General features: G+C 40.1%; 11 protein-coding genes. 4 read left to right on the forward strand and 7 right to left on the reverse strand.

The window, feature by feature from the left end; translation table 11 throughout:
• The first annotated feature begins 6 nt into the window (after nt 1-6).
• Entirely contained in the window at nt 7-9,003 is an 8,997-nt protein-coding gene (locus A6E06_RS09345; protein ID WP_255312070.1) for a VCBS domain-containing protein, read from the forward strand.
• An 89-nt stretch (nt 9,004-9,092) separates the two neighbouring features.
• Here the strand turns inward: A6E06_RS09345 and A6E06_RS09350 are convergent, their stop codons facing one another.
• From A6E06_RS09350 to A6E06_RS09360, 3 genes are read right to left on the reverse strand one after another with little or no spacing between them, the layout of a single operon-like run.
• Nucleotides 9,093-10,385, reverse strand: coding sequence for an HlyD family type I secretion periplasmic adaptor subunit (locus A6E06_RS09350; RefSeq protein ID WP_065592507.1), 1,293 nt, complete (start codon nt 10,383-10,385; stop codon nt 9,093-9,095).
• Nucleotides 10,382-12,445 carry a peptidase domain-containing ABC transporter gene (locus A6E06_RS09355; RefSeq protein ID WP_065592506.1) on the reverse strand — a complete coding sequence of 688 codons (2,064 nt, stop codon included), beginning with the start codon at nt 12,443-12,445 and terminating at the stop codon, nt 10,382-10,384. Before A6E06_RS09355 ends, A6E06_RS09350 begins: the two co-directional genes overlap by 4 nt.
• Nucleotides 12,445-14,067 (reverse strand): ABC transporter transmembrane domain-containing protein, encoded by a 1,623-nt coding sequence (locus A6E06_RS09360; RefSeq protein WP_065592505.1) that lies wholly within the window; start codon nt 14,065-14,067, stop codon nt 12,445-12,447. The genes A6E06_RS09355 and A6E06_RS09360 overlap by 1 nt, the downstream gene beginning before the upstream one ends.
• A 135-nt stretch (nt 14,068-14,202) precedes the next feature.
• Between A6E06_RS09360 and A6E06_RS09365 the strand changes: the two genes are divergently transcribed.
• On the forward strand, nt 14,203-16,725 hold the full coding sequence (locus A6E06_RS09365; protein ID WP_065592504.1) for an HD-GYP domain-containing protein: 2,523 nt from the start codon (nt 14,203-14,205) through the stop codon (nt 16,723-16,725).
• 59 nt (nt 16,726-16,784) lie between these two features.
• On the opposite strand, the gene A6E06_RS09370 is transcribed toward A6E06_RS09365, so the two are convergent.
• The 4 genes from A6E06_RS09370 to A6E06_RS09385 form a co-directional block, all read right to left on the reverse strand.
• Complete coding sequence (locus A6E06_RS09370; RefSeq protein ID WP_065592503.1) at nt 16,785-19,088, reverse strand: zinc/cadmium/mercury/lead-transporting ATPase; 2,304 nt, start codon at nt 19,086-19,088, stop codon at nt 16,785-16,787.
• A 139-nt stretch (nt 19,089-19,227) separates the two neighbouring features.
• Nucleotides 19,228-19,644, reverse strand: coding sequence for a CBS domain-containing protein (locus tag A6E06_RS09375; RefSeq protein WP_023603473.1), 417 nt, complete (start codon nt 19,642-19,644; stop codon nt 19,228-19,230).
• A 132-nt stretch (nt 19,645-19,776) separates the two neighbouring features.
• Nucleotides 19,777-21,369 carry a hypothetical protein gene (locus tag A6E06_RS09380; protein ID WP_065592502.1) on the reverse strand — a complete coding sequence of 531 codons (1,593 nt, stop codon included), beginning with the start codon at nt 21,367-21,369 and terminating at the stop codon, nt 19,777-19,779.
• Between the two features lie 151 nt (nt 21,370-21,520).
• On the reverse strand, nt 21,521-24,553 hold the full coding sequence (locus tag A6E06_RS09385; RefSeq protein ID WP_065592501.1) for an FAD-binding and (Fe-S)-binding domain-containing protein: 3,033 nt from the start codon (nt 24,551-24,553) through the stop codon (nt 21,521-21,523).
• Between the two features lie 262 nt (nt 24,554-24,815).
• Between A6E06_RS09385 and A6E06_RS09390 the strand changes: the two genes are divergently transcribed.
• A complete protein-coding gene (locus A6E06_RS09390) occupies nt 24,816-25,505 on the forward strand; it encodes a DUF3334 family protein (protein ID WP_176703488.1) in 690 nt (229 codons plus the stop codon).
• A gap of 81 nt (nt 25,506-25,586) precedes the next feature.
• Nucleotides 25,587-26,276, forward strand: coding sequence for a DUF2786 domain-containing protein (locus A6E06_RS09395; RefSeq protein WP_065592499.1), 690 nt, complete (start codon nt 25,587-25,589; stop codon nt 26,274-26,276).
• The last annotated feature ends 70 nt before the right edge of the window (nt 26,277-26,346 follow it).

Raw genomic sequence — 26,346 nt, forward strand, 5'->3', positions numbered from 1 at the left:
GGCACACTGACTGTTACGGATGTCGATACTGGCGAAGCGCACTTCTCTACCTTGTCCACAGGAAGCATTGATATTACTGGTACGCTCGGCACGCTACACCTTACCGACAACGGCCAGTGGACTTACGATTTAGATAATACTAACCCAACAGTTCAAGCATTAGGTAAAGGCTCGACAGCTACCGATTCCATCACCGTTCATTCAGCCGATGGTACGCCTCATCAAGTGGCCATCACTGTTAATGGCACTAATGACAAAGCCGTGATTGGTGGCTCAAATACTGGTGCGGTGACGGAAGAATCTCAACTTCAAACCTCTGGCACACTGACTGTCACCGATGTTGATACCGGCGAAGCGCACTTCTCAAGCACAGATGTTATTGGCTCACTAGGCACGTTACATCTAACTGATTCAGGCGCATGGACGTACGATCTTGATAATACAAATCCTAACGTTCAAGCGTTGGGCAAAGGAGCAACAGCTACCGATACCATTACCGTTCATTCTGCCGATGGTACGCCTCATCAAGTGGCCATCACGGTTAATGGCACTAATGATACAGCTGTAATTGGTGGCTCAAATACTGGCGCAGTAACAGAAGAAACACAACTTCAAACCTCTGGCACACTGACTGTCACCGATGTCGATACTGGTGAAGCGCATTTCTCCAACACAGATATTATCGGCACACTCGGTACCCTCCACCTAACAGATAATGGTAATTGGACATACGATCTAGATAATACTAACCCGACCGTTCAAGCATTAGGTAAAGGCTCGACAGCTACCGATTCCATCACCGTTCACTCAGCCGATGGTACGCCTCATCAAGTAACAATTACGGTTAATGGCACTAATGATACAGCTGTAATTGGTGGCTCAAATACTGGCGCAGTAACAGAAGAAACACAACTTCATACCTCTGGCACACTGACTGTTACGGATGTCGATACTGGCGAAGCGCACTTCTCAAGCACAGATATTATCGGCTCACTAGGCACGTTACATCTAACTGATTCAGGTGCGTGGACATACGATTTAGATAACACCAACCCGACCGTTCAAGCGTTAGGTAAAGGCACGACAGCAACGGATACCATCACCGTTCATTCTGCCGATGGCACGCCTCATCAAGTAACAATTACGGTTAATGGCACTAACGATAAAGCGGTAATTGGTGGCTCAAATACTGGTGCGGTGACAGAAGAATCTCAACTTCATACCTCCGGCACACTGACTGTTACGGATGTCGATACCGGCGAAGCCCATTTCTCCAATACCAACATTGTTGGGACTTTAGGTACTCTCCACCTAACAGATAATGGTAATTGGACTTACGATCTAGATAATACTAACCCGCAAGTTCAATCGCTAGCGCAGGGCGCAACGACCACTGATGTGATTACTGTTAACTCAGCAGATGGCACGCCGCATCAAGTGACTATTACGGTGAATGGCACCAATGATGCTGCAGTGATCATGGGAACATCGACCGGTGATGTTCATGAAGGACACACTTTCACAGCACCAGATGGTAGTATGACTGGTAGCAGTGTCGATGATCGTTCACCTGACCACATGCATGGGAATATAGGAAAATTATGGAACGATGAAATCCATACAGATGGCCACCTATTGATAGTTGATGCTGATACTGGTGAAAGCTATACCCAAACAGGTGTTTATTATGGTTCACATGGTCGTATCATACTTCAAACTAACGGAGACTGGACTTACTATGCTTCCATCGGCCAAGATACAACCGGCAGAACAATTGATCACTTAGGAAAAAGTGAAACACTAACCGATACAATCACCGTTAAGTCAGCTGATGGCACCACACACGATATTGTTATCACCATTCATGGCGACAACGACCGTCCATACTGCTCTTCAGAAGTGCAGCTCAACAGCGGTAAAGAAGACCTCGCGCAAACCATCACGGCAACCGAACTCTTAGCAAACACTATAGACGTGGATAGTAACGACCTAGGCAAACTCACCGTTGCGAATCTTCACGCTGATCATGGTTCTATTCTAGATAATCAAGACGGCACATACACTTTTACCCCAACCAAAGACTATAACGGTCAGGTTCATTTTAGCTATGACGTGACAGATGCGCATGGCGGAACGACTCATACAGGGGCGTCTACCACACTCACGGCTACCCCAGACGGCGCCATCATTTCAGAAGTGACAACTGACCACGTCACTGAAGATGGTTCACACAGCAGCCACAATACAGGGGTTACAACTGAGCTCGCGAATGGAAGACTACAAGTTGTGGACCCAGATAGCGGGGAAAATAAATTCCAGTACAGCCAGTTTGGTGAATCAGCAGTTCACGATCCGTTTGGTGGCATGTTACGTATTGATAGCATGGGCAATTGGGGGTACAGCGTTAATAATGCCAATTTGCAACACCTTGCTCAAGGACAAACTGAAACCGTTGTCTACCGTGTTCATAGTTATGATGGAACGGCATACGAGTTGCACATAGACGTTGTTGGCACCAATGACGCGCCAACCGTTACCCAAGTTGCGCTAAGTAGCGGCACTGAAGACACGCATTATCAAATGCAAGCGAGTCAGTTTGGGTTTACGGATGTTGACACCGGCGACACGCTACATTCCATCGCAATCACAGATCTACCACCAGCAACACAAGGTAAGTTTGTACTCGATGGCCACGATATTACTGCGGCGCAACACATCCCTACAGCTGACATCAATAAGCTTCAGTTCGTCCCTGCGCAAGATTTTAATGGTGATGTTCAGTTTAAATATACTGTTAACGATGGGCATACCGACTCTACAGAGGCTACAAATACTCTTCATTTTGATGCCGTTGGGGACGTAGCAGTAATCACTGGAACTACAACGGGCGATGTCGATGAAGGGCATGGTAGCTTTGGTAATATGTCACCAGATTACGCACAACCTGGCATGGCGAAACTCGGACAATCTGCATTAACGGCTGATGGTAAGTTGGATATTGTTGACCCAGATACGGGTGAATCTCAATTTGACTCTAAAGGCGGCGCTTGGAATAACTCCTATCATGGACAATACGGACACTTATTGTTAAACAGTGATGGTACTTGGCATTACGACGTGACCGTCGGCAACGTTGATTGGGTTGGTAATCGAAAAACAACCGTCGGCACGACCATTGATAAACTGGGTGAGAGTCAAACCCTCACCGACACCATTACCGTTTATTCTAAAGATGGCACAAGCCACGACATAGTCATTACCATTCACGGCGATAATGATAGACCTTATATCAGTTCTGAAGTCACACTTGCCACAGGAACAGAAGATACCGCGCAAACATTAACCACTGCCGATTTACTTACTAATACTGTTGATGTAGATGCCAATGATGCTGGTAAACTTACTATTGAAAACTTAGTTTCCGATCATGGTTCACTCTTAAATAACAAAGATGGTACTTTCACTTTCACACCAGAGAAAGACTACAACGGTGTTGTTCATTTTAGTTATGATGTCAAAGATGCCCATGGTGGTGTGACGCATACGGGGGCAACGACTACCCTTGCAGCGGTTGGAGACGCAGCAATTATTACCTCAGGCGCCCAACAAACTATTATTGAAGATGCTTCGGGTCGCCAACATGAAATCGCCAGTGGCAAATTATCGATTATCGACCCAGATGCAGGCGAACAACAATTTCAATACAGCCAGTTTGGCGAACAAGTAATCCATGACCCTTTTGGTGGCCACCTAAACATTAGTGCGGCTGGAAGTTGGGGATATTCAGTACCGAATAGTGCGTTACAGCATTTAGGCGCAGGTCAAACAGAGCAAGTTAGTTATCTTGTACATTCAAGAGATGGTACGGCTCATACCATCACCATTGACGTGGTGGGGACGAACGACAAACCGACAGTTAACGCACAAGTTATCGCGTCGACAGAAGATCAAGTACACACCTTTAACGCGTCAGAATTTGGGTTTGCCGATGTAGATGATGGTGCAGCGCTTGATCATATCACTATTGCAACAGTTCCTACTGCGTTAGAAGGAAGTCTGACTCTGAATGGCAAGCTTGTCCATAACGGCGATATAGTCGCAGCGAGTGAGATTGGGAACTTAAACTTTATACCAGCAAAAGATTTCACCGGAGTGATTAATTTCGGTTATAGCGTCAATGACGGTGCCGCAAACTCGTCGCTAGCCATCATGAAGTTAGATATTAGTAATGTAAATGATGCAGCTCATTTTCAAGGCGATAAATTAGGTTCAGTCACCGAAGATTTAAACGTTCATTCCGGCAACTTACTCGCTCAGGGAACACTACAAAGCACTGATGTTGATAATCCTGACAATCGTTTTAGTGCTGAAAACATCCATCAATTGGCCGATGGTTCTGCCGCGCAAGGTCAGTTGATGATGGGCAGTGACGGACGTTGGGTCTATCGTATTGATAACACCGCGGTTCAACACCTTGGCAGTGGTGCAACCCTAACCGAAACGTTTACAGTTCATAGTATCGATGGCACAGAGCAGGCAATTGCTGTCACGGTGGTTGGCACCAATGATGCACCAACGTTAACCGTGCAATTATCGGGTCATAGCGCGGGGCAATTACACGGCAGTGATATTGATACTGGTGATCAGATGCAATACGACACCTTGCAACCTCACGGGCAATTTGGTCAATTGCACGTTGATCCAACAACAGGTGCATTTAGCTATCAGCAAGCCGCTTCTGTCGCGGGGATGAACTTTGACCCTACAACAGGCACTTATAGTGCTAAGGAAGTTTTTGAGGTACGAGTTTCAGATGGGCATGGTGGCGAGTCTCATCAGTTTGTTAGCTTTGATGTCACGGCAACCGTATCTGCACCAGCAATCACGGGTGGAGTCCCAACGATTACCACGCAAATAGCGAATGTACCGGTGGTGTCAGCAACCCAGCCACAACAAATTGCGTCGATACCGCCCGTTAATAAGGTCAACCTCACATTAGCGGCAAGCAGTGATACTGGTAGTTCAAGCACCGATCATATTACTCACGATAATACACCTATGATGTCGGGTACGACCGATATTCCATTTTCACAGGTGACGATTTACGAAGGTTCGACGCCTGTTGCGCATGCAATATCTGATGCTAACGGCGATTACAGTACTGACCTTACAACCCTGACAGACGGTTTACATAATTTATCTGCAAAAGCGTTGGCGCCTTCATCAGTGTTACCCGTTGTATCGGGGGTGTTAAGTGTAAATATAGATACAGACACCGTTACACCTTCGGTTGATTTAGCGGCAACCTCTGATTCTGGTATTTCTAACCATGATGACTTAACGAATCAACATACGCCTGTTATTACAGGGCTGGCAGAAGCGAATGCGACGATAAGTATTACTGATGAACACGGTAACATCGTCGCATCAGGAACCAGTGATGCGAGTGGGCAATATCAATTAACCACTAGTAATTTAGCTGAAGGCGCTCAAACCCTAACCGTTGAAGCAACGGACACTGCTGGTAACCAGCAATCCGCCACGCTAGCACTGCAAGTCGATTACACTGCCCCGACGATATCCAATGTGTATTTATCGACATCAACCACACACCAAACCACTTTTGCGGGCAGTGTCGATATTGATACCACTCAAGTTGATATTGTCATCAAACATGGCAACCAAATAATAGAAACCTTACACGCCACCTTGGATGGAAAAGGTGGTTATAGTGTTGATGCGACTAACTTGCCTGACCAAACGTATACCGCTTATATTCAAGCAACAGATAAAGCCGGTAATCAAACCCCAAGTAAGTTTGACCGTTTTAGTGTTGATACACACGCCGATGCGCCGAGTATTAGTTTTGAAAGTACTGGCAATGACAATCAATATAACGCAGCAGAAGTTGCTGTTGGAGCAGCCGGCACGATCACGGCCGTGATTAACATACCCGCTGATGCTGACAAAAGTGATACGTTGTTTATTAATGGTCAAGCGCATGTGCTAACGGGGGCTGAAATATTAGCAAAACAGGTACTATTAGAAATAGCGCCGGGAGCAAAAATCAGCGCGAGCATTACCGATGCTAATGGTAATGCTTCAACACTTGCGCAGGCAAATGCGCCAACGGCGGACTTAAGTGCAGCCCCATTAACAATCACACTGGTGAATGATACTGGCGTAGCTAACGATCTGATCACTAACGATGGGCTACTCACCATTACAGGACAAGAAACCGGCGCAAGTATTGAATACTCAATAGATAATGGGAAAACATGGGCATCAAGCTTTACGCCACAACAAGGCAGCAATACTGTGTCGGTGCGACAAACGGATTTGGCGGGTAATGTGTCGCCAGAATCAGCATTAACATTTACACTGGATAACCAAGTTGCCCCACCAGTAATCTCATTAACCCATGATACTGGTAATGCCCAAGATCATATTAGTAGTGACGGTGCTTTAACCATACAAAATCAGGAAGTCGGCGCCATCATTGAATATTCAGTCGATGGGGGTAATACCTGGTCACATCAATTTTCGCCCATCTCTGGTAGCAATACGGTATTAGCGCGTCAAACCGATACGGCAGGTAATATTTCAGGCAATAGTTCACTGACATTCACATTAGATAATAGTGTCAATGCACCGCAGGTTTCACTTAAAACTGACTCTGGCGATTCAGCCACAGACCAACTCAGCAATCACGGTGAACTGTCGGTGACTGGATTAGAAAAAGGCGCGATGGTTGAATATTCTACCGACAATGGCGGGCATTGGCAGCAGAGTTTTACGCCTGTAGAAGGGCTTAATAATGTTCAAGTGCGCCAAACCGATGTTGCGGGAAATGTATCAGCAGCGACGACCGTCAGTTACACCCTCGATACGCACACGGATATACGCGTCAATTCAGCTGATATTGATAACAACGGTGAAATGTATGTGCAAGTTTATTTACCAAGGGACTCTGAAGTCACGCAAATAGAGATCACCAGTGATGGTGGTGGCACGCCAGTATTGGTCAATGTCAATGTACCTCATAAAGGCGGGCCGAGTAGCAGTCATCCCGATCATCAATATTTACAATTTGACCATATTGACTTGTCAACATTAGCAGAGGGACAGCTAAATATTCATGTCACTGGGACCGATCATGCAGGAAACACGGCAACAGCCCAATCCTTAAATAGCTACGGTCACCCGCTTATATTAGATAGAACCGCTAGCGCAAGTGATGATAGCAATACCGCGTTGGAAGATTCTGTTCAACCTGTTACTGGTAACGTGCTTAGCAACGATAGCGATGCCATTGCACTCACAACCATTGGTGATGTTCAAGGGACATATGGTTTATTCCACCTCAATACGAATGGCAGCTACACTTATACATTAGATAATAATTTAGCGGCCGTGCAACAATTAGGGGCTGGCAGCACACCGTTGGTTGATAGCGTGGTTTATAGTGCAGTGGACAATCACGGTAATACAACAACGGCAGACTTAGCGATAGCGATTCAAGGCACAAACGACGCCCCTAAGGTAGGCGCGGCCTTCATCAATATTCAAGAAGACACGCCACATGCACTTAGCGTGGCAGATTTTCACTTCAGCGATGTTGATGGTGACGCTTTATCTAGTATCACCATTACTAGCTTGACACATGGACACTTGGAACTTAACGGACAAACAGTAAATGTAGGTGATAAGGTATCAGCCTCCGACATCGCCCATTTATCCTATACACCCGATGCGAATTATCACAGTAGTGGCGCAAGAGGCCTTGGTGGCATCGAATTTACCGCCTCTGATGGTCACGATAGTTCTAATGCAGGTCATATTTTCTTCGACATAACGTCTGTCAATGACTTACCAACTGTCATTGAAAAACAATTAGGCTCACATCATGTTAAGGAAGATTCAAATGTAGACACTGCAGGGCAGCTTGTGATTACTGATATTGATGGAGATACCACCTCTGTGGCGTTAGATCCAAGTCATACTGCTAGTTTTGGTAACGTAAAATACGATACACATTCGGGACTATGGCTATATTCAGTGGATAACAATAATAAGCAAGTTAATGGTTTAAATAATGGCGATACCCTAACCGATAAGTTCTCTTTGTTAGTCGATGATGGTCATGGAGGACAAGTTTCGAAAGAAATAGTGATGACCATTGATGGTCATACGGATACACCACCAATCCCAACATTAGCTACTCCTGCTACCATTTCAGGAAGTGCTGGGCACCAAGATCTCCACGCACTGCTTGGCATTCCACCAACACTTCAACAAGGAACGCCAAACTTACAAACTGGCTGGGGGATCTCAGATAGTCATGGTCATTCTGTTAATACTTTGCACGGGCAATTCGGAACATTGCATATTAATCCTGCAACCGGAGAGCTTCATTATGATTACGCCCCCTCTTCTGGTGTAATAAAGGCCCACTCAGGAGGAAACTCCGGAGGTACCGACGAAACGGACACATTTATGTTGACACTAGGAGGCTCTCAAAACTCTCACGTTGAAGTTCATCTACACTTGCACTCACAATCGGTACATGGCAATAGCGGTCATCATATTGATCAAACAACCCTAACAGGAATGGATATATCACCCATATTACCGACTCATCCCGCTCCATCACCTGCAGTGCAGCATGATGAACCCGATTTTAGTAATAACCCTATAAGTGAATTATCATTCTCGGTTGACTTAGATGAACACTCGGCTGGTGCCTCAGCCTATTTAGATGCTTTAGGTATCACACCACCACCAAAACTTACAGAACATAACGATCACCATGCGCCTACAGACCTAGATATTGTATTAGCGCATGACAACACTGATATAACAGATGATCACTCATCACACATCGATTTATCTGATGCAATGGAGCATCACAATCAAGATCATAGCCAGAATAAACAAGAGGATGAAAACCACCATCATCACAATGACATTGATGGTTTGCCAGATATTGACCCTAATACCTAAAAATAACGATGCTGGATCTAAAAAGGAACGCGATTTAGCGTTCCTTTTTATTTTTGGTTAATATTACACCTATCTATTCAGGATAATGATTAACGCTCACCAAATGCCCGACTAACATTGGTGTAAATTGGTTTCCATAAATACTGAAAGACACTTTTTTCACCCGTTGTTATATCAACCTCGCCAGTCATCCCTGGTAATAAAGAAAAAGCATCAGGATTATCACGAAAATATGACTTTTCAATCGAGACCGTAACTTCGTAATAAATATCTCCTCTTTCATTTTTACTGGTCGTTGGCGATATTTTTTCAACCTCTCCCTTTAATGCACCAAAGCGACTGTAATCAAACGCATCCACTTTAATTCGTGCGGGTTGACCAATAGAAACAAAACCAATATCACGAGGAGATAAACGAGCTTTAAAGCTTGCTTTACCCTCTACTGGCACGATTTCAGCAATCGTACCACCAGGAGTAATAACTCCCCCATTTTGAGTTGATGGAATACTTTGAACCAACCCTTTTACTGGCGATTTAACTACGGTATCTAATACTTTTTCTTTACCAGAACGAATACGAGCTCTTAATCCACTTAAATCCGCTTCTGCTTTAGAGCGTTCAATATTGGCTTGAACTCTCGCTTCTGCCCCTATCTGTTTTAACTGAGCGCCCACGGTTTCCGCTTTACGCTTTAACACATTCTCTTGGCTCTTTGCTTGTTGGATCTCTTTTTCAATCGAAGCCAATTTTTGCTTCATTTCTAAAACTCTTAATTTAGATATATTCCCTGCTTTTTGACCCTTAATTAATATGTCTAATTCTTGTTTAGTCGCATTTAATTGACGTTGATAAACAGGTAACTCCGTTTGTAATCCTTCCAATTCCGCAGCGACTTGAGCTTGCTCTTTAATCACCGCACTTCGTTTTTGAAAAAATAACTCCTTCTCTGCGGCAAGTTGTTTTAACTGTTGTGAAACCTGTCGAGGGTAAAAATCAGCGTATTGTGAGAAATCAGGGTCACGAATTTCTACCAATGAATTTAAACGTTCAATCGTTAATTCTAACGCCGCTCTTTGTGCATTCAATTCATCTAATGCGGTATTCTGAAATTTAGAGTCAAACTCAACTAATGTTTGACCTTTTTCAACCAACTCCCCTTCAGAAACCAAAATTGATTTAAGTCGCCCACCCGTTTCACTTTGAATAATTTGGCGCTCTCCTTCAGGAATAACTGCACCTTTAGCTTTAGCAATCTCATCCACTTTAGTGAATACCGACCATGCTATAAATAGAACTAAACAAACGGTAATAAAATAAGTACTCAATGACAATAAACGAGCCGTCACTTTTGATTCAACAACATCCACATTTTGCTTGTTCATAGAGAGGCCTCCATTGCTATCTCTGTCTTTGAATTATCCGGTAACGGTCCTGCGTATACGAGTGACCCTCCATCAAGAATAATCACTTGGTCTGCTAATTTAATTAATTCAGGATCATGTGATGAAAACACAATGGTCGATCTTCCTTTGCGTTGAGATAACCACTGTTGAAACAAGTCACGCGAGGCAACATCCATGACCGGATTATCCAATAAATACAACGGGTACTCATGAATATACAGTTTTGCTTGCGACAATACTTTGGCTTCATACCCAGATAAAGCATGAGAAATACTCGCCACAATCGACTCATTCAATTGAGTATCTAAACCATGAGATAACGAATTAAACCATGCTTTCCCACCAACCTGCTCAATCGCATCAATAATAAGATCATCAGCAAGGTTTCGATTATCACTAACAAACTCGCGAATAGTTAACAGTAAAAGCTCTGGCTTTGCCGAATAGTATCCCAACCACTGACGGTATATTTGAGGATCGTATTGCGATAAATTATGCCCATTAACCTTAATTACCCCACTCTGTGGTTGGTTTAACCCCGCAAGCAATTCTAGCAACGCCGTTTTTCCACTAGCCATTGGTCCAGTAATGACGACAACTTGCCCTGGTTCTATTTTCAATGAAATACCAGAGAGCGCAGGTTTCATTTGTTGAGGAAAACGCAGCGTAATTTGTTCTAACTCAATAGTCGGCTTCTCCGACGATAAAGAGTGATGCTGAAATGAAAAATCACCTTCTATTTTTTGACTAATTGACTGATTAATTTGCAACCTAGCTTGCTTTATTTGCGTAAAACGAGATCCACTATTCGCAAGCATTTGGGCTGGTCCTGTCACGCGAGAGATCAGCATCATGGTTGCAATCAATCCCCCTGCCGTCATCGCTTGGTTAAAGATAAGGCCAATACCAAGAGCGATTACCGCCAATGTACTAAGCAAACCTAACGCATAATAAATCGAGGTATATTTGGCTTGATGACTGCTGTGAAAAAAACTATTTTTTGCCGCTAATACATTGGCTTTTTCAAATCGTTTTATCCAAAACTCACTCATATTTGCACTACGTAAAAAAGCCAATTTACTGTTTAATTCAAATAATAAAGAATAACGATTCGTTCCAGATATCGTTGTTTGATGGGATGATCTCATCAATTTTTTTTGACTATGATGAGCTAACCCGTAATAGCAAAAAAGTGAAAAAACAGGCACAAGAACTAGCCATCCGCCTAAAAAACCAATCGCAATAATAAAAAGAAAAACAAAAGGAAGGTCAAACAATGCTCCTCCAAGAGGGCCTTGAAGCAATCCCTTAAAACTCTCTGCCGTCGTTAACCGTGACATTAATGCTGACGATGACACCGAACGGTTCACTAATAATGAAGAACTAAATATTCGGTATAGCACCTTTTCTGAGATTTCTCGACTAATGCGGTTTGAGATGGTGGTTAACAATTGGCTTCGTATCACTTTTAATAACAGCATCATCGTAAATAACAATGCAGCCCCAATTGCAATACCGACAAGTTCATGGCCAGCATCCCCACCAATGACATGATCATAAATAGACATCGTAATAAAAGGGATGGCCAACGCAAACACATTAGCAAAAAAACTAATACACAGCAGCATCGGTAATAATGATTTAAATTTATCTATCCGTTCGCCAACCCAATCGGTGGAATTTCTCTCTCTAGGTTGTTCATGAATAAGAACGACAACAGATGAGATAGCGTGACGAGGTAATGAGTCACTTTCAAATTCTCCTTGTTGGTAGATTTGAAAGTCATTTAATAAAAATCGACAAACTTCAATGTCATCATCCGTAATATACAATGCCGCTAAATGCGATTTTGAAGCGAGTTTTTTAGTATAAGGGTGCACTGTATATGCAATACCTAACCTGTCCAATAATGTAAAAACATCATCCATACTTTCAAGTCGATTTGATGCGATCCATTCTTGGCTAAAAGCATGAACATTGGTATTTACATCCATCGCCATCAATAAATTAATGACCTGCGATTGATAATTCTTATCCATTAGCCTTCTCCTTGTAATGGTATAAGCTCTGCTTGCGTTTTCGATAGCTCAACCAAGAGCGGATGGTCAGTATTTAAAATAATGGTCTTTCCATTACTTGATAAAATTGAAAGAACTTTTGCTAATCGAGTTACTGATTCAATATCTAATGCAATCTCTGGTTTATCTAAAAATAACAGCGGCACCGGCTTTGCTAATTGACAAACTAAGGATACCAATTTCACACCGCCTTGACTTAACTGCTCACCTAGCTGAAAACCAACTTTGGTTTCTAAACCGTTAGGTAATTCAGAAATAACATTATCCAAACCCAGCGCCTTAATTAATGGCAATACCTCTTTTACCTGATTAACGTTAAACCCCGTCAGGTTATCTAAGAGTGATCCAGAAATAAGTATCGGACGACTTGTCACAAACGCCGTTTGATTTCTATAGTCATAATAATCACTAGTGGATACTTGATTATTCCAAAGCAATTCCCCCTCTGTCTTAGCTTCTAACCCAGATAAATTACTCATTAATTGACTACACAGATCAGTATCGCCTCCATAGAAAGTAACAATGTCGCCTTTATTTACAGAAAGACTTAATTGGTGACAAAAACCAAAACGTTCAATGTGATAATTTTTGGCTGTTAAAGATTCAAATGCAGGAAGTTTTTCCGATGTTACCGTTTCTTTTGAGCTTATATTCTTAAATAAATCTTTTACTGAATTATTAGCCACTTGAAACGAGCTGTATTTCAAACGTAACCCCACTAATGCACTCATAGGGGCAACCGCTCGACCAGATAAAATAGAACACGCGGCTAAGCCTCCCGTGGTTAGTTCACCAGATAATACCGACAAACTACCAATAATAACCATAACAACAGAGGTTCCCAGCGCGGCAATTTGAATACATTCTTGTGCGATAGCTGTATTACGCTCTGATTCTGCAACAGATAGCCATCTGCTTTGGTTTAGTTCCTTAAAGTATTGAAACGTGCGCGATTCTGCTGCTTGTTTTTTTACCCCTTCAAGCATGGTAAAAACAATAACTAAAAAATTCATCCGACTGATTTCACTTCCTGCTGCAGTCTTAGCATGCTGATATGATTTATTCGAAAACAAACAAACAAACACCGCCGCAATAATCCAAACAATAATCGGAATAAGAACAAGCTCCCCTCCCACATAAGCAACTAATGAAAGGAAAATAAGCACAAAGGGCACATCAATGAGCCCACTCAACAAACCACCAGAATAGAACTCTTTAATTGAAGAGATCCCTTTCAGCCCCTCTTGAAGATGGCCAGGCTTTAAACTCAATAATTGTTTAGCAGGCAGTTCAGTCAGTTGATGTAAAATATAAGTATACATCTTCGTTTCTGTATTTATTGAGGCGGCGGCTAGTATCCAAGAACGAACAAAACGAAGAAAAGCATCTATTAAAATAGCAATACTAGCACCACTAAGAAGCAGTACCGCAGTACCATAACTTTGATTTGGTAAAATTCGATCGTAAATTTGCAGAACAACGAGAGGAATTGATAACGATAAGATATTAATAAGCAACGATGAAGGTAAAACCCGCAGCATTGTTCTTTTTTGATTAGAGCGGTAAGAAGACAACAAATCCATTTATAGTCACCCAATAATAATTATGCATAAATCAAGTCTTGGACAAGAATCATTAATTATCAAGTAAATAATTGGTTTTATTGTTTTTATGCACTAGGTTAAAGGTTAGATATCACATATTTTTGCGAGGGTGCAATGAAACGGATTTCATTAAAAACGTACTTATTCATTATTTTTGCGACTATTTTCATCCTATTTTCAGCTCATTTATATACAAATATAAAAAGCGCCGTCACGAAACTATCAAGCGAACATATATCTGACGTTGCCGAACTTCACCAGCAAATTATCAGTAATAATGTAAACTTCACCATATATCAAATAGATGCATTAGCAGAAGAGATCTCTGATATAACATCACTGGATATTCATAATATCCCACCATCATTAATCAACTTCACTTCTTCCGCTTTCTCTCACTTTCCCGCATTAACTAATGTGTATATCTATGATATTGAAAATAATGGTATTAATTTAAAAAATATCGACGGTAACATCGAAGCTACATTTGCAACCAGTTCATCATTGGAGAAAATGTGGAAAATAAACAAAACATACACCGTCAATGATGAATATCTATATTTAAGTCGTTCTGAAAATGCAAACCTCAAAATTATCTTACAAATATCAACCGTCATTTTCTTTGAAACGACAGACCATCAACTGGTTAACAAACGTAACGTTGGATTTTATCTTTACGACTATCAATTAAAAGAAATTATTTACTCTGATCATGTGCCCACTCCTTTATCTTATTCACAGCTGCAAGGCGTGTTACATAATGAGCATGAGACCGTATCTCTTGATGGTTCAACCTACACAGCTTTTGTTCACAAATTAAATCATAGGTCTCTTTATTTTGTTTCTCTCATCCCTGAGAGTGTGATTAATCAGAATTTTAATACCGTCTCTAATGATTTATTTTTGAATGTCATCGCCTACATTTTTCTCGCGATATTGATTATATTTCTATCCTCTTCTTACATATCAAATCGATTAGTTACACTGCTTAAAAACGCGCAAAAAATAAATCACTTCCAATTTAATCAACAGAAAAAGCAAGATTCAATTGTTAAAGAAATTCATAACCTCAGCAGCACGCTTGAAACGATGGATCAAACTATTGATGATATTTTAAAAATGGTTTTTATCATTGCAAAAAGCGGTAATTTATTTCAATTAGGTGCGATTGTTGATAAAAAAATCCATAAGATTACGACAGGACACAGTTATCTTTATATCACTGATAACGAAAATACATTAAGCAGTATCGAAGGTAAGAAAAAGCTCCCTATCAAGAATGAAGATCAATCTTATTACTGTGAAGCCTCTGTACATTACTTCAATTTACATAATGATAAGAAAAAGCTCATTGGCTGCCTAGTCATTGAAGTTCCACTTAATCATACTGTCCCTAAATACCGACTATTATTTATTGAACGTTTAGTGCAAATAATCGCAGTATCCATTGATAAACATAAACTTCTAGAACAGCAAAAAGCCCTTTTACTTTCTTTTACTAAATCGATTGCCTCCGCCATTGATGCAAAATCTCCTCATACCGCAGGCCATTGTCAACGAGTACCAGAATTGACCTTAATGTTAGCAAAAGCCGCGCAAGAAAATCAAAATCAATGGAGTACATTTTCATTGAATGATGAGGAATGGGAAGAACTATACCTTGCTTCTTGGTTGCACGATTGCGGTAAGCTAACCACCGCTGATCACGTAATAGATAAAGCAACAAAACTGGATATGTTTAGTAACCGTATTCACGAAATTCGTACTCGCTATGAAATTCTAAAACGAGACGCTGAACTGGCTTACTTACATGACCTACTTAAAAATAGACAAAACACGCCAGAATTAGAAAATCATTACCATAATACGATTAAAGATCTGGATGAAGAGTTCACGTTTATTGCTCAATCTAACCTCGGCGCTGAATTTTTTAGTGACGACAATATTGAACGTCTAAATAAAATAGCGAAAAGAACCTTTATTCGCACCTTGGATAAACAACTTGGATTATCATGGGAAGAAAAACAGCGCTTGTCTGATGCAGACAAAATCACTCCGGCTATTGAATCCATTTTGCAAGATAGCACGAGTCATCTCATTCCTTGGGAGCAAAACCGAAAGACGGATGAACAGTTTAATCTTAAACCTTACCAGAATAAGTTTAATCACGGCGAGATATATAACCTCTCAGCTCAACGAGGAACCCTAACCAATGAAGAACGTTTTTTAATTAATGACCATATTATTCAAACGATTAATATGCTTAAAGAATTGCCTTATCCTGATCACCTTAAAAACATCCCTCAAATTGCAGGTGGGCACCATGAACAAATGTCAGGTAAAGGCTACCCTTATGCTATTCCTGCATCTCAATTACCGGTAACCGCAAGAATGATGGCTATTGCTGATATTTTTGAAGCTCTGACTGCTAGTGATCGCCCTTATAAAACGCCAAAAACACTGTCTGAATCATTGAAAATCTTGGCTTTCATGGCAAAAAATCAGCATATAGATAAAGAGATATTCCAACTATTTTTAGAAGATAAAGTTTACCTTGAGTACGCCAACAGATTTTTAAAACCAGAGCAAATTGATGAGATTGATGTGTCTGCTTATCTCACTCTTGCAAATTCATAAACAAAAACCGCCATTTTAAACAAATAAAATGGCGGTTTTATTTTTACGGTATCGTACGTTTATTTTTCTTTAAAGCGCAATAGACGCAGTGCATTCAAGGTAACAAGTGCTGTTGCACCACTGTCAGCAAGAACTGCAACCCATAAGCCGGTAATACCAAACAAGCTTGTCACTAAGAATATGGATTTTAATCCTAGCGCTAGCGTAATGTTCTGGCGAATATTACTTAGCGTTGCTTTTGATAGCGCCACCATTGGTGCAAGTTCTTCTAAACGGTTATGGGTTAATGCCGCATCTGCGGTTTCAAGAGCAACATCGGTTCCTCCACCCATCGCAATACCAATAGAAGCGGTCTTCATTGCTGGCGCATCATTAATACCATCACCGACCATTGCCGTTTTTGCCTGCGCAGTTAACTGCTCAACGTATTTCACTTTGTCTGATGGCAATAAACCCGCTTTATAGTCAATATTCAGCTCTTCAGCAATCGCTTTTGCTGCGCGTTCGTTATCGCCAGTAAGCATGATTGGTTTTATACCTAATTTAACTAACTTCTCAATGGCTATTTTTGCATCTGGACGCAGTTCATCACGCCACGCAAGTAACCCTGAGATCTGCTCATTAATAAGGACTAATACAACCGTTTTACCCTGCTGCTCTAGAAAGGCAATTTGGCTCTCAATTTCAAGGATAACCTCACCATCAAACTGCTGCGGTGCATACAATTCAATACGTTGGTTATTGACGATACCCTTAATGCCTTTGCCAACCACTGTTTCACGGTCATCGGCTTCAATAACGGTTAATCCTTGTTCTTGCGCTTTTATTACTACGGCTCTTGCTAAAGGATGCGATGAACCCATTTCAACCGCGGCTGATTGCAATAAAATACTTTCTTCGGTTTCAGCTTCCACTAAAACACGAATATCAGTTAATACTGGCTTACCTTGGGTTAGCGTCCCCGTCTTATCAAATGCGATGTTTTGAATATGACCAAGCTCTTCTAATGCAGCGCCCCCTTTAATCAAAGCTCCGCGTTTTGCCGCTGTAGCTAAACCAGAAGTAATCGCTGCTGGTGTTGATATCACTAACGCACAAGGACAAGCGATCAGTAGCATAGCTAAACCACGGTAAATCCACGTGTCCCATGATTGACCAAACATCAATGGTGGAATAATGATAACCAGTAATGACATCAACATCATTGCTGGCGTGTACCAACGGCTGAACTTATCAAGAAAACGCTCTAAAGGTGCTTTGCGAGATTCTGCTTCCTCAATCAGATGTAAAATACGATCTATCGCATTCTCACCTTGTGCCGAAGTGATCTGAATTTCAATCACACGATCATTAACAATAGAACCAGCCATTAATGGATCGTTAGCCTTTTTATCTACAGGAACTGACTCACCAGTTAATGCACTTTCATCAAAAGAAGCGAATTCAGAAAGTAAAATAGCATCCGCAGCTAAGCGATCGCCTGGAGAAACTTGAACTTTATCACCTACGTTTAATTCTGATGCTGGTACTTCTTCTTTAGTGCCATCCGATTTAATACGAATTGCAGCATCAGGCACTAAATCCATTAACGCTTTGACACCACTACGAGCTTTCGCTGACGCATAACCTTCTAATTGTTCACCTAACATAAACAATAAGATAACCATAGCGGCTTCAACCGTTTCACCTAAATACACAGCACCAATAGCGGCAACTGTCATTAACGTTTCTATCGAAAATGGAGAGCCATTGATCGCTAAACGAACCGCTTTTTTACCAATTGGAATAAGGCCAAATAAACCAGCAACCGTAAATGCAATGGTCCCGAGTTCTTTGTTAACTAAATTAATACCTGTCGCAATGACTAAAAAGGCAACAAGGATGATCAATAAAATATTTTTACGCCAAAATGGTTTTGCATCACTTTCTGATGCGTTTTTTGACCCCATGTCAGATAATGGAAAACCCGTGGTTTTCGCGACACTAATCACTCGCTCAAACGCCGCTTCGTTATTGGTTCTTACCGTCAGTTTCTCGGTTGCAAAGATAACGTTAGCGTCCGTCACTTCTGGAATGGCAATAATCGCTTTTTTTAATTTAGCAGCACAACTTGGGCAATCCATGTCAGCAATCAGCCAACTGCGAGAAAAAGTACTTGTTGCTGGAATGACAACTAAGGGGTCTGATTCTCCAGGATCACTACCACAGCACGAGTCCGCATCTGTTGCTTTATCAACGCTGCTACAGCAATCAGCAACCGCGCTTTCTGCCTTTATCGCTGTAATTTTTGGTGCAGCACAGCATGAGCTTGATGGATTATGCTTATGATCTTGGCTATGGGTGGTTTTATGGGCTGTACACATGAGAATATCCTTTCGTTAGGTAATTTGTTTATCTACTTTAACTATAGACCTTAGAGTTAACTCCAAGGTCAAGAACTAAATTATGCAGACGTAAAAAAGGCACCGAAGTGCCTTTTTAAAAGGAAGATAATCAAACCGCTTAAACAGGATGTTTAAAGCAATGACCAATTGATTCACTGATAGCCTGAAGAACATTACGTCGAGTAATAATGCCGACCAATTTACCACCATCCACAACAGGGTAAATTTTAGGCTTATCCGCTGTCATACTTTGTGCAAGCTCGATAATATTATCTTCTGGCGTTACCGTTAAGACATCTTGTCTCATTACATCACCTACTACGTGCGTATCTTGGCAATGGTAACTCACACCAAGCAGTGACTTTATTAAATCTTGTTCTGAAATAAACCCAATCACTTCTCTTTGTTCATTAACAACTGGGCCGCCAATATGTTGTGAAGTAATAAATTGGTCTAACGCTGCTGATAATGACATATCCGCTGTCAAAGAAAGTGGGCGTGCGCTCATGTATTGTTTTACTTTTTTATTTTCCATCATGTATACCCCTAGCAATCGCTATCTTTTATTTTGATAACTTAAGTGTGGACTATTTTTAGAAAAAAGCTAAATCACTCTTTCCTATCTCTGTGATGGATAAAACCTATTAAGAAAAAAAAACAGATAAAATCATGAGCTACCTAACAATACATCAATGAGTATTTTCTTATTTTGCTCTACAGATGACATTACATTTTCGTAACCTGCGGTGTTATTCGTTTTTTCCATTCGACGTATTACAACTAAACATTGTTTAATATTTTCTGGGTCTTTCATCAAGTTCTTCCCTCTTAATGTTAGCGTTAATAGCATGTAATTAAGATCAGAAGAATATGGGTACGTTTGACCGATTTTTATCAATTGTAGATTATTTTCATCAGCAGACTTTTGAGCTCTTAACCATTGGTATACTTTATTCAACTTTTGAAAATGGGCCATCGATTGCTGCAATAACTGAGGGGCCGTTTTTTTAAGCCCAGCTTGATCAAACATTTTATACAGTGTGACACACAACTTTATTTCGCCCGCCATTGCTAGCACACCAAAAGTGGCAACACGAAATTCATCAGAAGCGACTTTACGCTCAGATAGAAAACGGTAATAGCACGTTGCTGCAATTGCTTTTGCTTTATAACGCTTTCCTTGTTTAAATAATTGACGAGCGATAAAAATATTAATATATCCCTGTAGCTCATCACGTTTATCCATTGATATACGTTTTTTCAAGGTCATGACCAGTTGACCAAAAAAACGTCGATATTGCTCTTTATTAAACGTAACTTTTGATTTGTAAACAATATCCGCAATATCAATAACCATTTTATTTAATGTTATTGAATTAATACCAATATGATAAAAGCGCTTCATCACCATATTATGCAGTAAAGCTGATTTATTATTTTCAACAAGAAACGTTAAGTATGCATAAAAAACATCATCATTTTTTGGGTTATTCTCATACGCACTTGCTAACGATGATTGGACTTTATTTGGTTGTTTTGCTTCTGCATAAATATCCGCTAACATAAAGTTTGCTTGGAATAAGTATTTCTTTGAACGCAACAGTAATTCAAGAACAGGAATTGCTTTAGGTTTTTCTACAATTTGACAATATGCCATCAAGTTTTGAGGCATAATTTCACTTTTATCGTGTCGTTGATATACTTTTTTGAACGTTACAAAATCGTTAGCCTTATATAACTCTTCTAAAGTCATATTAAGTAGCATTCTATTTTTATACGTACCAGGATAGGTTTGAGCACGTTTGATAAATGCAGATTGAGAACCTTTTACTTCACCGATCAATTTTTCAATTAAAAGCGTAAGATTGAATGATTTTTTTATCAGTTCATTAATATAACCAAAGTTGATTGGGCTATTTACTATAAAATCAGGAAAAAGCTCTCTTGCATTGATATCATCAACTGGTGAATCATCGTTATCAATATCAACGATAAAAATAGGACGCTTTCCAAATTTAGCTTTTTCGCGTGCACAATTAACAATATCAGAAATCACTTCATGATCAGCATAGTGATACTCAATAAAATAATAATCATAAACAGAAAGATTTGATGCTTTCAGATTTACATTAAAACTATCCGCATTTTTAAATCCAGCTTTTTGAAAAAACTGACGGATCTGGGTACTACGCTCTCTCTTTTCAGTAAAAACTAAAACATTCATTTGTGGAATGCGTCTAATAAGTTCAGCGCTACTCATCTATATTATAACTCTAGTAAAAACAACAAACACAATATACTAACCCGTAAAGTAAATGCAGTATTAATTTAACAAACTAAAAACAATTTGTATTTATGTTACTACAGGTAAGTCGCGTTATTTTTACAAAAAGTAACGCGACATTAGATCATTATATATTAGTCAGTAGCGCTTGTAATGGATGTTTTAATTGCTTTCCTTCAAATCGCTTAACCTGACTACGGCATGAATAACCTGTTATCAAGGAACGCTCCATGTCCAAATTAGCTAAGTTTCCTTTCCAACTTAATTCATAAATCGCTTTTGATGATTCTAATTTATCTGCCTCATGGCCATACGTTCCAGCCATCCCACAACATCCAACAGGAACTGTCTTTAGTATCAGTCCAAAATGACGGAAAATTTCCCCCCATTCCTTTTCTGCATTTGGTAATTTAGTTTTTTCTGTACAATGGGCAAATAATTGCCAAGCTCTTTTATCAAATACCGTTGCCTTCGCAAACGATGATAGTTGAGGATAAAGCCATTCATGCACCGTCAATACGACAAAATCACCTCGTTTATCAGCCAATATCTCGTCATATTCATCTCGATAACAGAGAACTAAAGCAGGATCCACCCCAACCATTGGTATTTTTAATTCAGCAATTCGATTTAAAAACTCACTCGTTGTTTTTGCTGTCGACGAAAATTGCTTTAAAAATCCTTTAATATGTTGAGCTTTACCATTGGGCTTAAATGGCAATAATATTGGTGTTAAACCTAACCGTTGGATCAACTCAATAAAGTCACTCACGACTTCGGCATCATAATAACTAGTGAATGGATCTTGAACAATCAATACATGCTTCTTACGTTCATTTTCGGAAAGCGTAGTCATCTTTTCAAGATTAAACGTCGAAATTTCTTTATTTTTACACCGTTCTTTTAATGTTGGAACCGAAAGTAATGGCATATCGACATAACCTAACGTTTTCTTTGTTAGGGTTTGAGTCAAACCTTGTCTAAGCACGACATTAATTATACCAGGTGCTTTGGCCATGATAGGAAGCATAGTTTCAATATTAGCCACCATGTAATCTTTCATCGGGCGCTGATAACGACTGTGATAAATATTTAAAAATCGAGATCGGAAACTTGGTACATCTACTTTTATTGGGCATTGACTTGCACAGGCTTTACAAGCCAAACATCCCATCATTGCGTCATGCACTTCATGCGAATAATCATATTCCTTTTCTTTGTTTATACGATTACGAATTCGGTCAATGATTTGTTTTATTGATGGACGCTTGGTCAATAATTCTTGTTCTAACGCAACAGGGTCTACACCTTGTTCTGCTAATTGACGCAACCATTCTCGAACAAGACCCGCTCGCCCTTTTGGAGAGTGGCGACGATCTGCCGTTATTTTCATTGACGGACACATCGGAGAACTAGTTTCATAATTAAAACAAAGCCCATTCCCATTACATTCCATCGCTTGATTAAAGCTATCTCTTACTTCAATTGGAATTTGTCGGTCATAATATCCACGTTTTGTATCACTGACTTTAACAAGCTCATCACTGCTATCTAACGGCGTACAAATTTTACCTGGATTCATTTTATTATGAGGGTCAAATACGCCCTTTACTCTTCGTAATTCAAGGAATAATTCTTCCCCAAAAAATGCAGGCCCATATTCAGAACGGAAGCCTTTTCCATGCTCGCCCCACATCAAGCCACCATACTTTGAAACTAAAGCCACGACTTGATCTGAAATAGTGTGCATTAACAATTCTTGTTTAGGATCACACATATCTAAAGCTGGACGAACATGTAAAACACCAGCATCGACATGACCAAACATGCCATAATTTAATTGATGTGAATCTAGCAATTGTCTAAATTCTTGAATAAAGTCTGCTAAATTTTCAGGGGGTACACAAGTATCTTCAGCAAAGGCAACCGGTTTTGCAGACCCTTTTGTTGCCCCTAATAATCCCACGGCTTTTTTACGCATGGTATAAATACGACCAATACTTGCCACATCTTTAATGATTTGATAACCAATAATACCGGCCTGCTCAGCTTGCATTAAAGATTCCAGTTGCGTAATGAGAACCGTGACTTGTTGATCAACCAAGTCGAGATCTGTCCCTGCAAACTCAACCATATTTAAACCTAGCATTTCTTTGTTTGCTACGTCAGTAATCAAATCACTGACGCTATGCCAAACAATGTCTTGCTTTGCAAAATTCAACACTCTTGAGTCGATAGTTTCGACAGAGAGTGCATTTGCCTCTACCATAAATGGCGCATTTCTTAATGCGGCATCAAACGTGTCGTATTTAATATTAATTAACGTTCTGGCTTTTGGAATTGCAGTAATATTGACTTTGGCTTCAGTAAGAAAAGCTAATGACCCTTCAGAACCACATAATACTCTAGTGACATCAAACTGATCCGTCTTTGTATTTAATGCGTTCTTTAAATCATATCCGGTTAGAAACCGATTTAATGGTGGGAATTTTTCTTCAATTTTCACACGGTTTCTACGACAAACAGAAGCCGTAACATCTAAAATAGAACGCACAGATTCTGGCTGAAGATCATATTGAAGACTGGTATCTAAACATGAACCATCCGCTAAGACAGCGGTAACCGCTAAAACATGATCAGACGTTTTACCGTATTTTAACGACCCTTGGCCTGAAGCATCTGTGTTTATCATCCCACCAATGGTTGCACGATTACTGGTAGACAAATCAGGAGCGAAGAAATAACCATGTGGGCGAAGTGCATCATTAAGCTGATCTTTAATTACACCCGTTTGAACTCTAACCCAACCTTGCTCAATATTGATTTCAAGCACTTGATTCATATAACGAGATAAATCAACAACAATGCCTTTAGTTAAAGATTGTCCATTGGTACCAGTGCCACCGCCTCGAGGTGAAAAGGTGACTGTTTTATATGTATCTTGATTTGCAAGTAACGCTAAACACTCTACGTCTTTCGTATTTTTCGGTAATAATACCGCTTGTGGCAATTGTTGATAAACACTGTTATCTGTTGCAACAGCTAGGCGACTTGAATAGGTCGTTTCTATATCACCACTAAATTCACTTTCTTTTAATTTATCTAGATAATCCACTACCGTTGGATCGATAGTCGATTGGAATGGTAATACTGGTAACATTGCTCCCTGCTCCTTTAATTGCTGATCCTCAGCATTATAATGTTGTTCTAGACACACTTTACAACATCTCGCATGGATAAAACATCTCGCCTATGCTATATCCGACAAATAATCACAATTTTATATCTTAATTAATAAATTGCTTATACCAATATAAAGGTAAGCAGTTGAGAGTCTGTATCGTATTCTATGGCATATATTTTGCTAGGTTTTTATATCACCATCGCACCTTATTTATTTAGAGAAAGTTATGAAACCAGCAATGAAAAAAAACAAAACAAAAATCATTACTACTGACGATATTCTATTAATACTATGCCGTTCGATGTCTGGCGTATTAAGTAAAGCGACACAAAGTTCAGTTAACTATTCTGCTATGGTACAAAAAATCACTAAAACGAGTTTAAAGCCAGATTTTGGTTGCTTTGTTCTTTTTGATGGCGGCTTCTCTGGCTTGGTGGTTACAAATTTCACTAAAGACGCAGCATTAGAGCTATACACCAAATACATGAGTAACATGGGGTTCCCTGAAGAAGAATTGGCAATTTTGCATACATCTGATGAAGTTGGTGATGTATTGGGTGAATTAATGAATCAAATTATTGGTGATTTTACAGGGCAAATCCGTAAAACATTACAAACCACAATTTCTCAAAACCAACCTAAGATGTTGGCTTTAAATAAACAAGTCATCCTTTCTGTTGATACCAATTTAGACCGCCCACAGGCACGTCGAGTCACTTTCACTACAGAAAAAAATAATATCTTCTACCTTGAGCTTGCTATGGATAAAACAGAATTCATTCAGCTTGAAGAATTTGAACAAGAAGAAGATTTTGATGCCGATGACCTATTTGAACAACATAAAACAAGTAACTCTCAAGCATCAGCGTTAAAAGAATCTTCATACCAAGACGCTGATGACTCGCTGTTTGATGAATTAGGTATTTAATATATCCAAGAGCTTTAATTTTCTTTCAAATAAAGAGAGAGACAGGTAAAATAGTTGCCCCGTAAAAAGTAAGGTAAATCTATGTCATCTGCAAAGCAAAAGGCTCTAAAAAAGATCGCTAAATGTCTTGAACTTGGTAATTCCGCTAATGTGAATGAAGCCGCTCAAGCCATTAGAATGGCGCATCGCCTTATGCTTAAGTATGGTCTTGAGAAAGATGATATTGAATTTATCAAGATGGGTAAAACACAAAGTTCTCATCTTCTTCCTGCTAATGTTGGCAGTAATATCTTAAAGATTATTCGTGGTATTAACACCCGTTTTGGTGTTGAGGCGGTATTGCTAAACCACAAAGGACTGAAAAAAACTGAATTTATTGGTTCAGCTGATCGCGCAATCTTTGCGGCATTTGCCTTTGATATTGTTTATCGTGAAATGAATGAACAAACAGGCCAATTTAAAAACAGCTTTTCAGGATCAGGAACTGGGCAACTTGAAGTCACTAAGCGTGTAAACTCATTTCTAGCCGGTTGGATAGAAGGCGCTCTTGAAAAACTGCCCGTAATAGCGCCTGATGATGAATCAGCCAATAAAATTAATGACTACATTGATAAAGAATTTAAAAATATTGACCGTGAAACTTTTAAACAACAATTAAGAGAAGCCATGGCCAATATTACTGCTGATTATGAAAAAGGGTTAAAGAAAGGTCGTACTCTTTCTGTAAATCGACCAGTAGCTGGGGCTCAAGCACCGAAGCGTTTAGGTTAACAATTCAGCAACAAATAACATGAAATCAGTCTCAGTTTGATTTAGATCAACTATAAAGCCACTATTGCAC

The organism is Aliivibrio sp. 1S175, assembly GCF_001690985.1.
GTDB lineage: Bacteria > Pseudomonadota > Gammaproteobacteria > Enterobacterales > Vibrionaceae > Aliivibrio.

Excerpts from the sequence above, each read along its gene's own strand:
- A6E06_RS09350 (WP_065592507.1), bottom strand. The coding sequence starts at position 10,385 with ATGAACAAGCAAAATGTGGATGTTGTTGAATCAAAAGTGACGGCTCGT.
- A6E06_RS09355 (WP_065592506.1), bottom strand. The coding sequence starts at position 12,445 with ATGGATAAGAATTATCAATCGCAGGTCATTAATTTATTGATGGCGATG.
- A6E06_RS09360 (WP_065592505.1), bottom strand. The coding sequence starts at position 14,067 with ATGGATTTGTTGTCTTCTTACCGCTCTAATCAAAAAAGAACAATGCTG.
- A6E06_RS09365 (WP_065592504.1), top strand. The coding sequence starts at position 14,203 with ATGAAACGGATTTCATTAAAAACGTACTTATTCATTATTTTTGCGACT.
- A6E06_RS09370 (WP_065592503.1), bottom strand. The coding sequence starts at position 19,088 with ATGTGTACAGCCCATAAAACCACCCATAGCCAAGATCATAAGCATAAT.
- A6E06_RS09375 (WP_023603473.1), bottom strand. The coding sequence starts at position 19,644 with ATGGAAAATAAAAAAGTAAAACAATACATGAGCGCACGCCCACTTTCT.
- A6E06_RS09380 (WP_065592502.1), bottom strand. The coding sequence starts at position 21,369 with ATGAGTAGCGCTGAACTTATTAGACGCATTCCACAAATGAATGTTTTA.
- A6E06_RS09385 (WP_065592501.1), bottom strand. The coding sequence starts at position 24,553 with ATGTTACCAGTATTACCATTCCAATCGACTATCGATCCAACGGTAGTG.
- A6E06_RS09390 (WP_176703488.1), top strand. The coding sequence starts at position 24,816 with ATGAAAAAAAACAAAACAAAAATCATTACTACTGACGATATTCTATTA.
- A6E06_RS09395 (WP_065592499.1), top strand. The coding sequence starts at position 25,587 with ATGTCATCTGCAAAGCAAAAGGCTCTAAAAAAGATCGCTAAATGTCTT.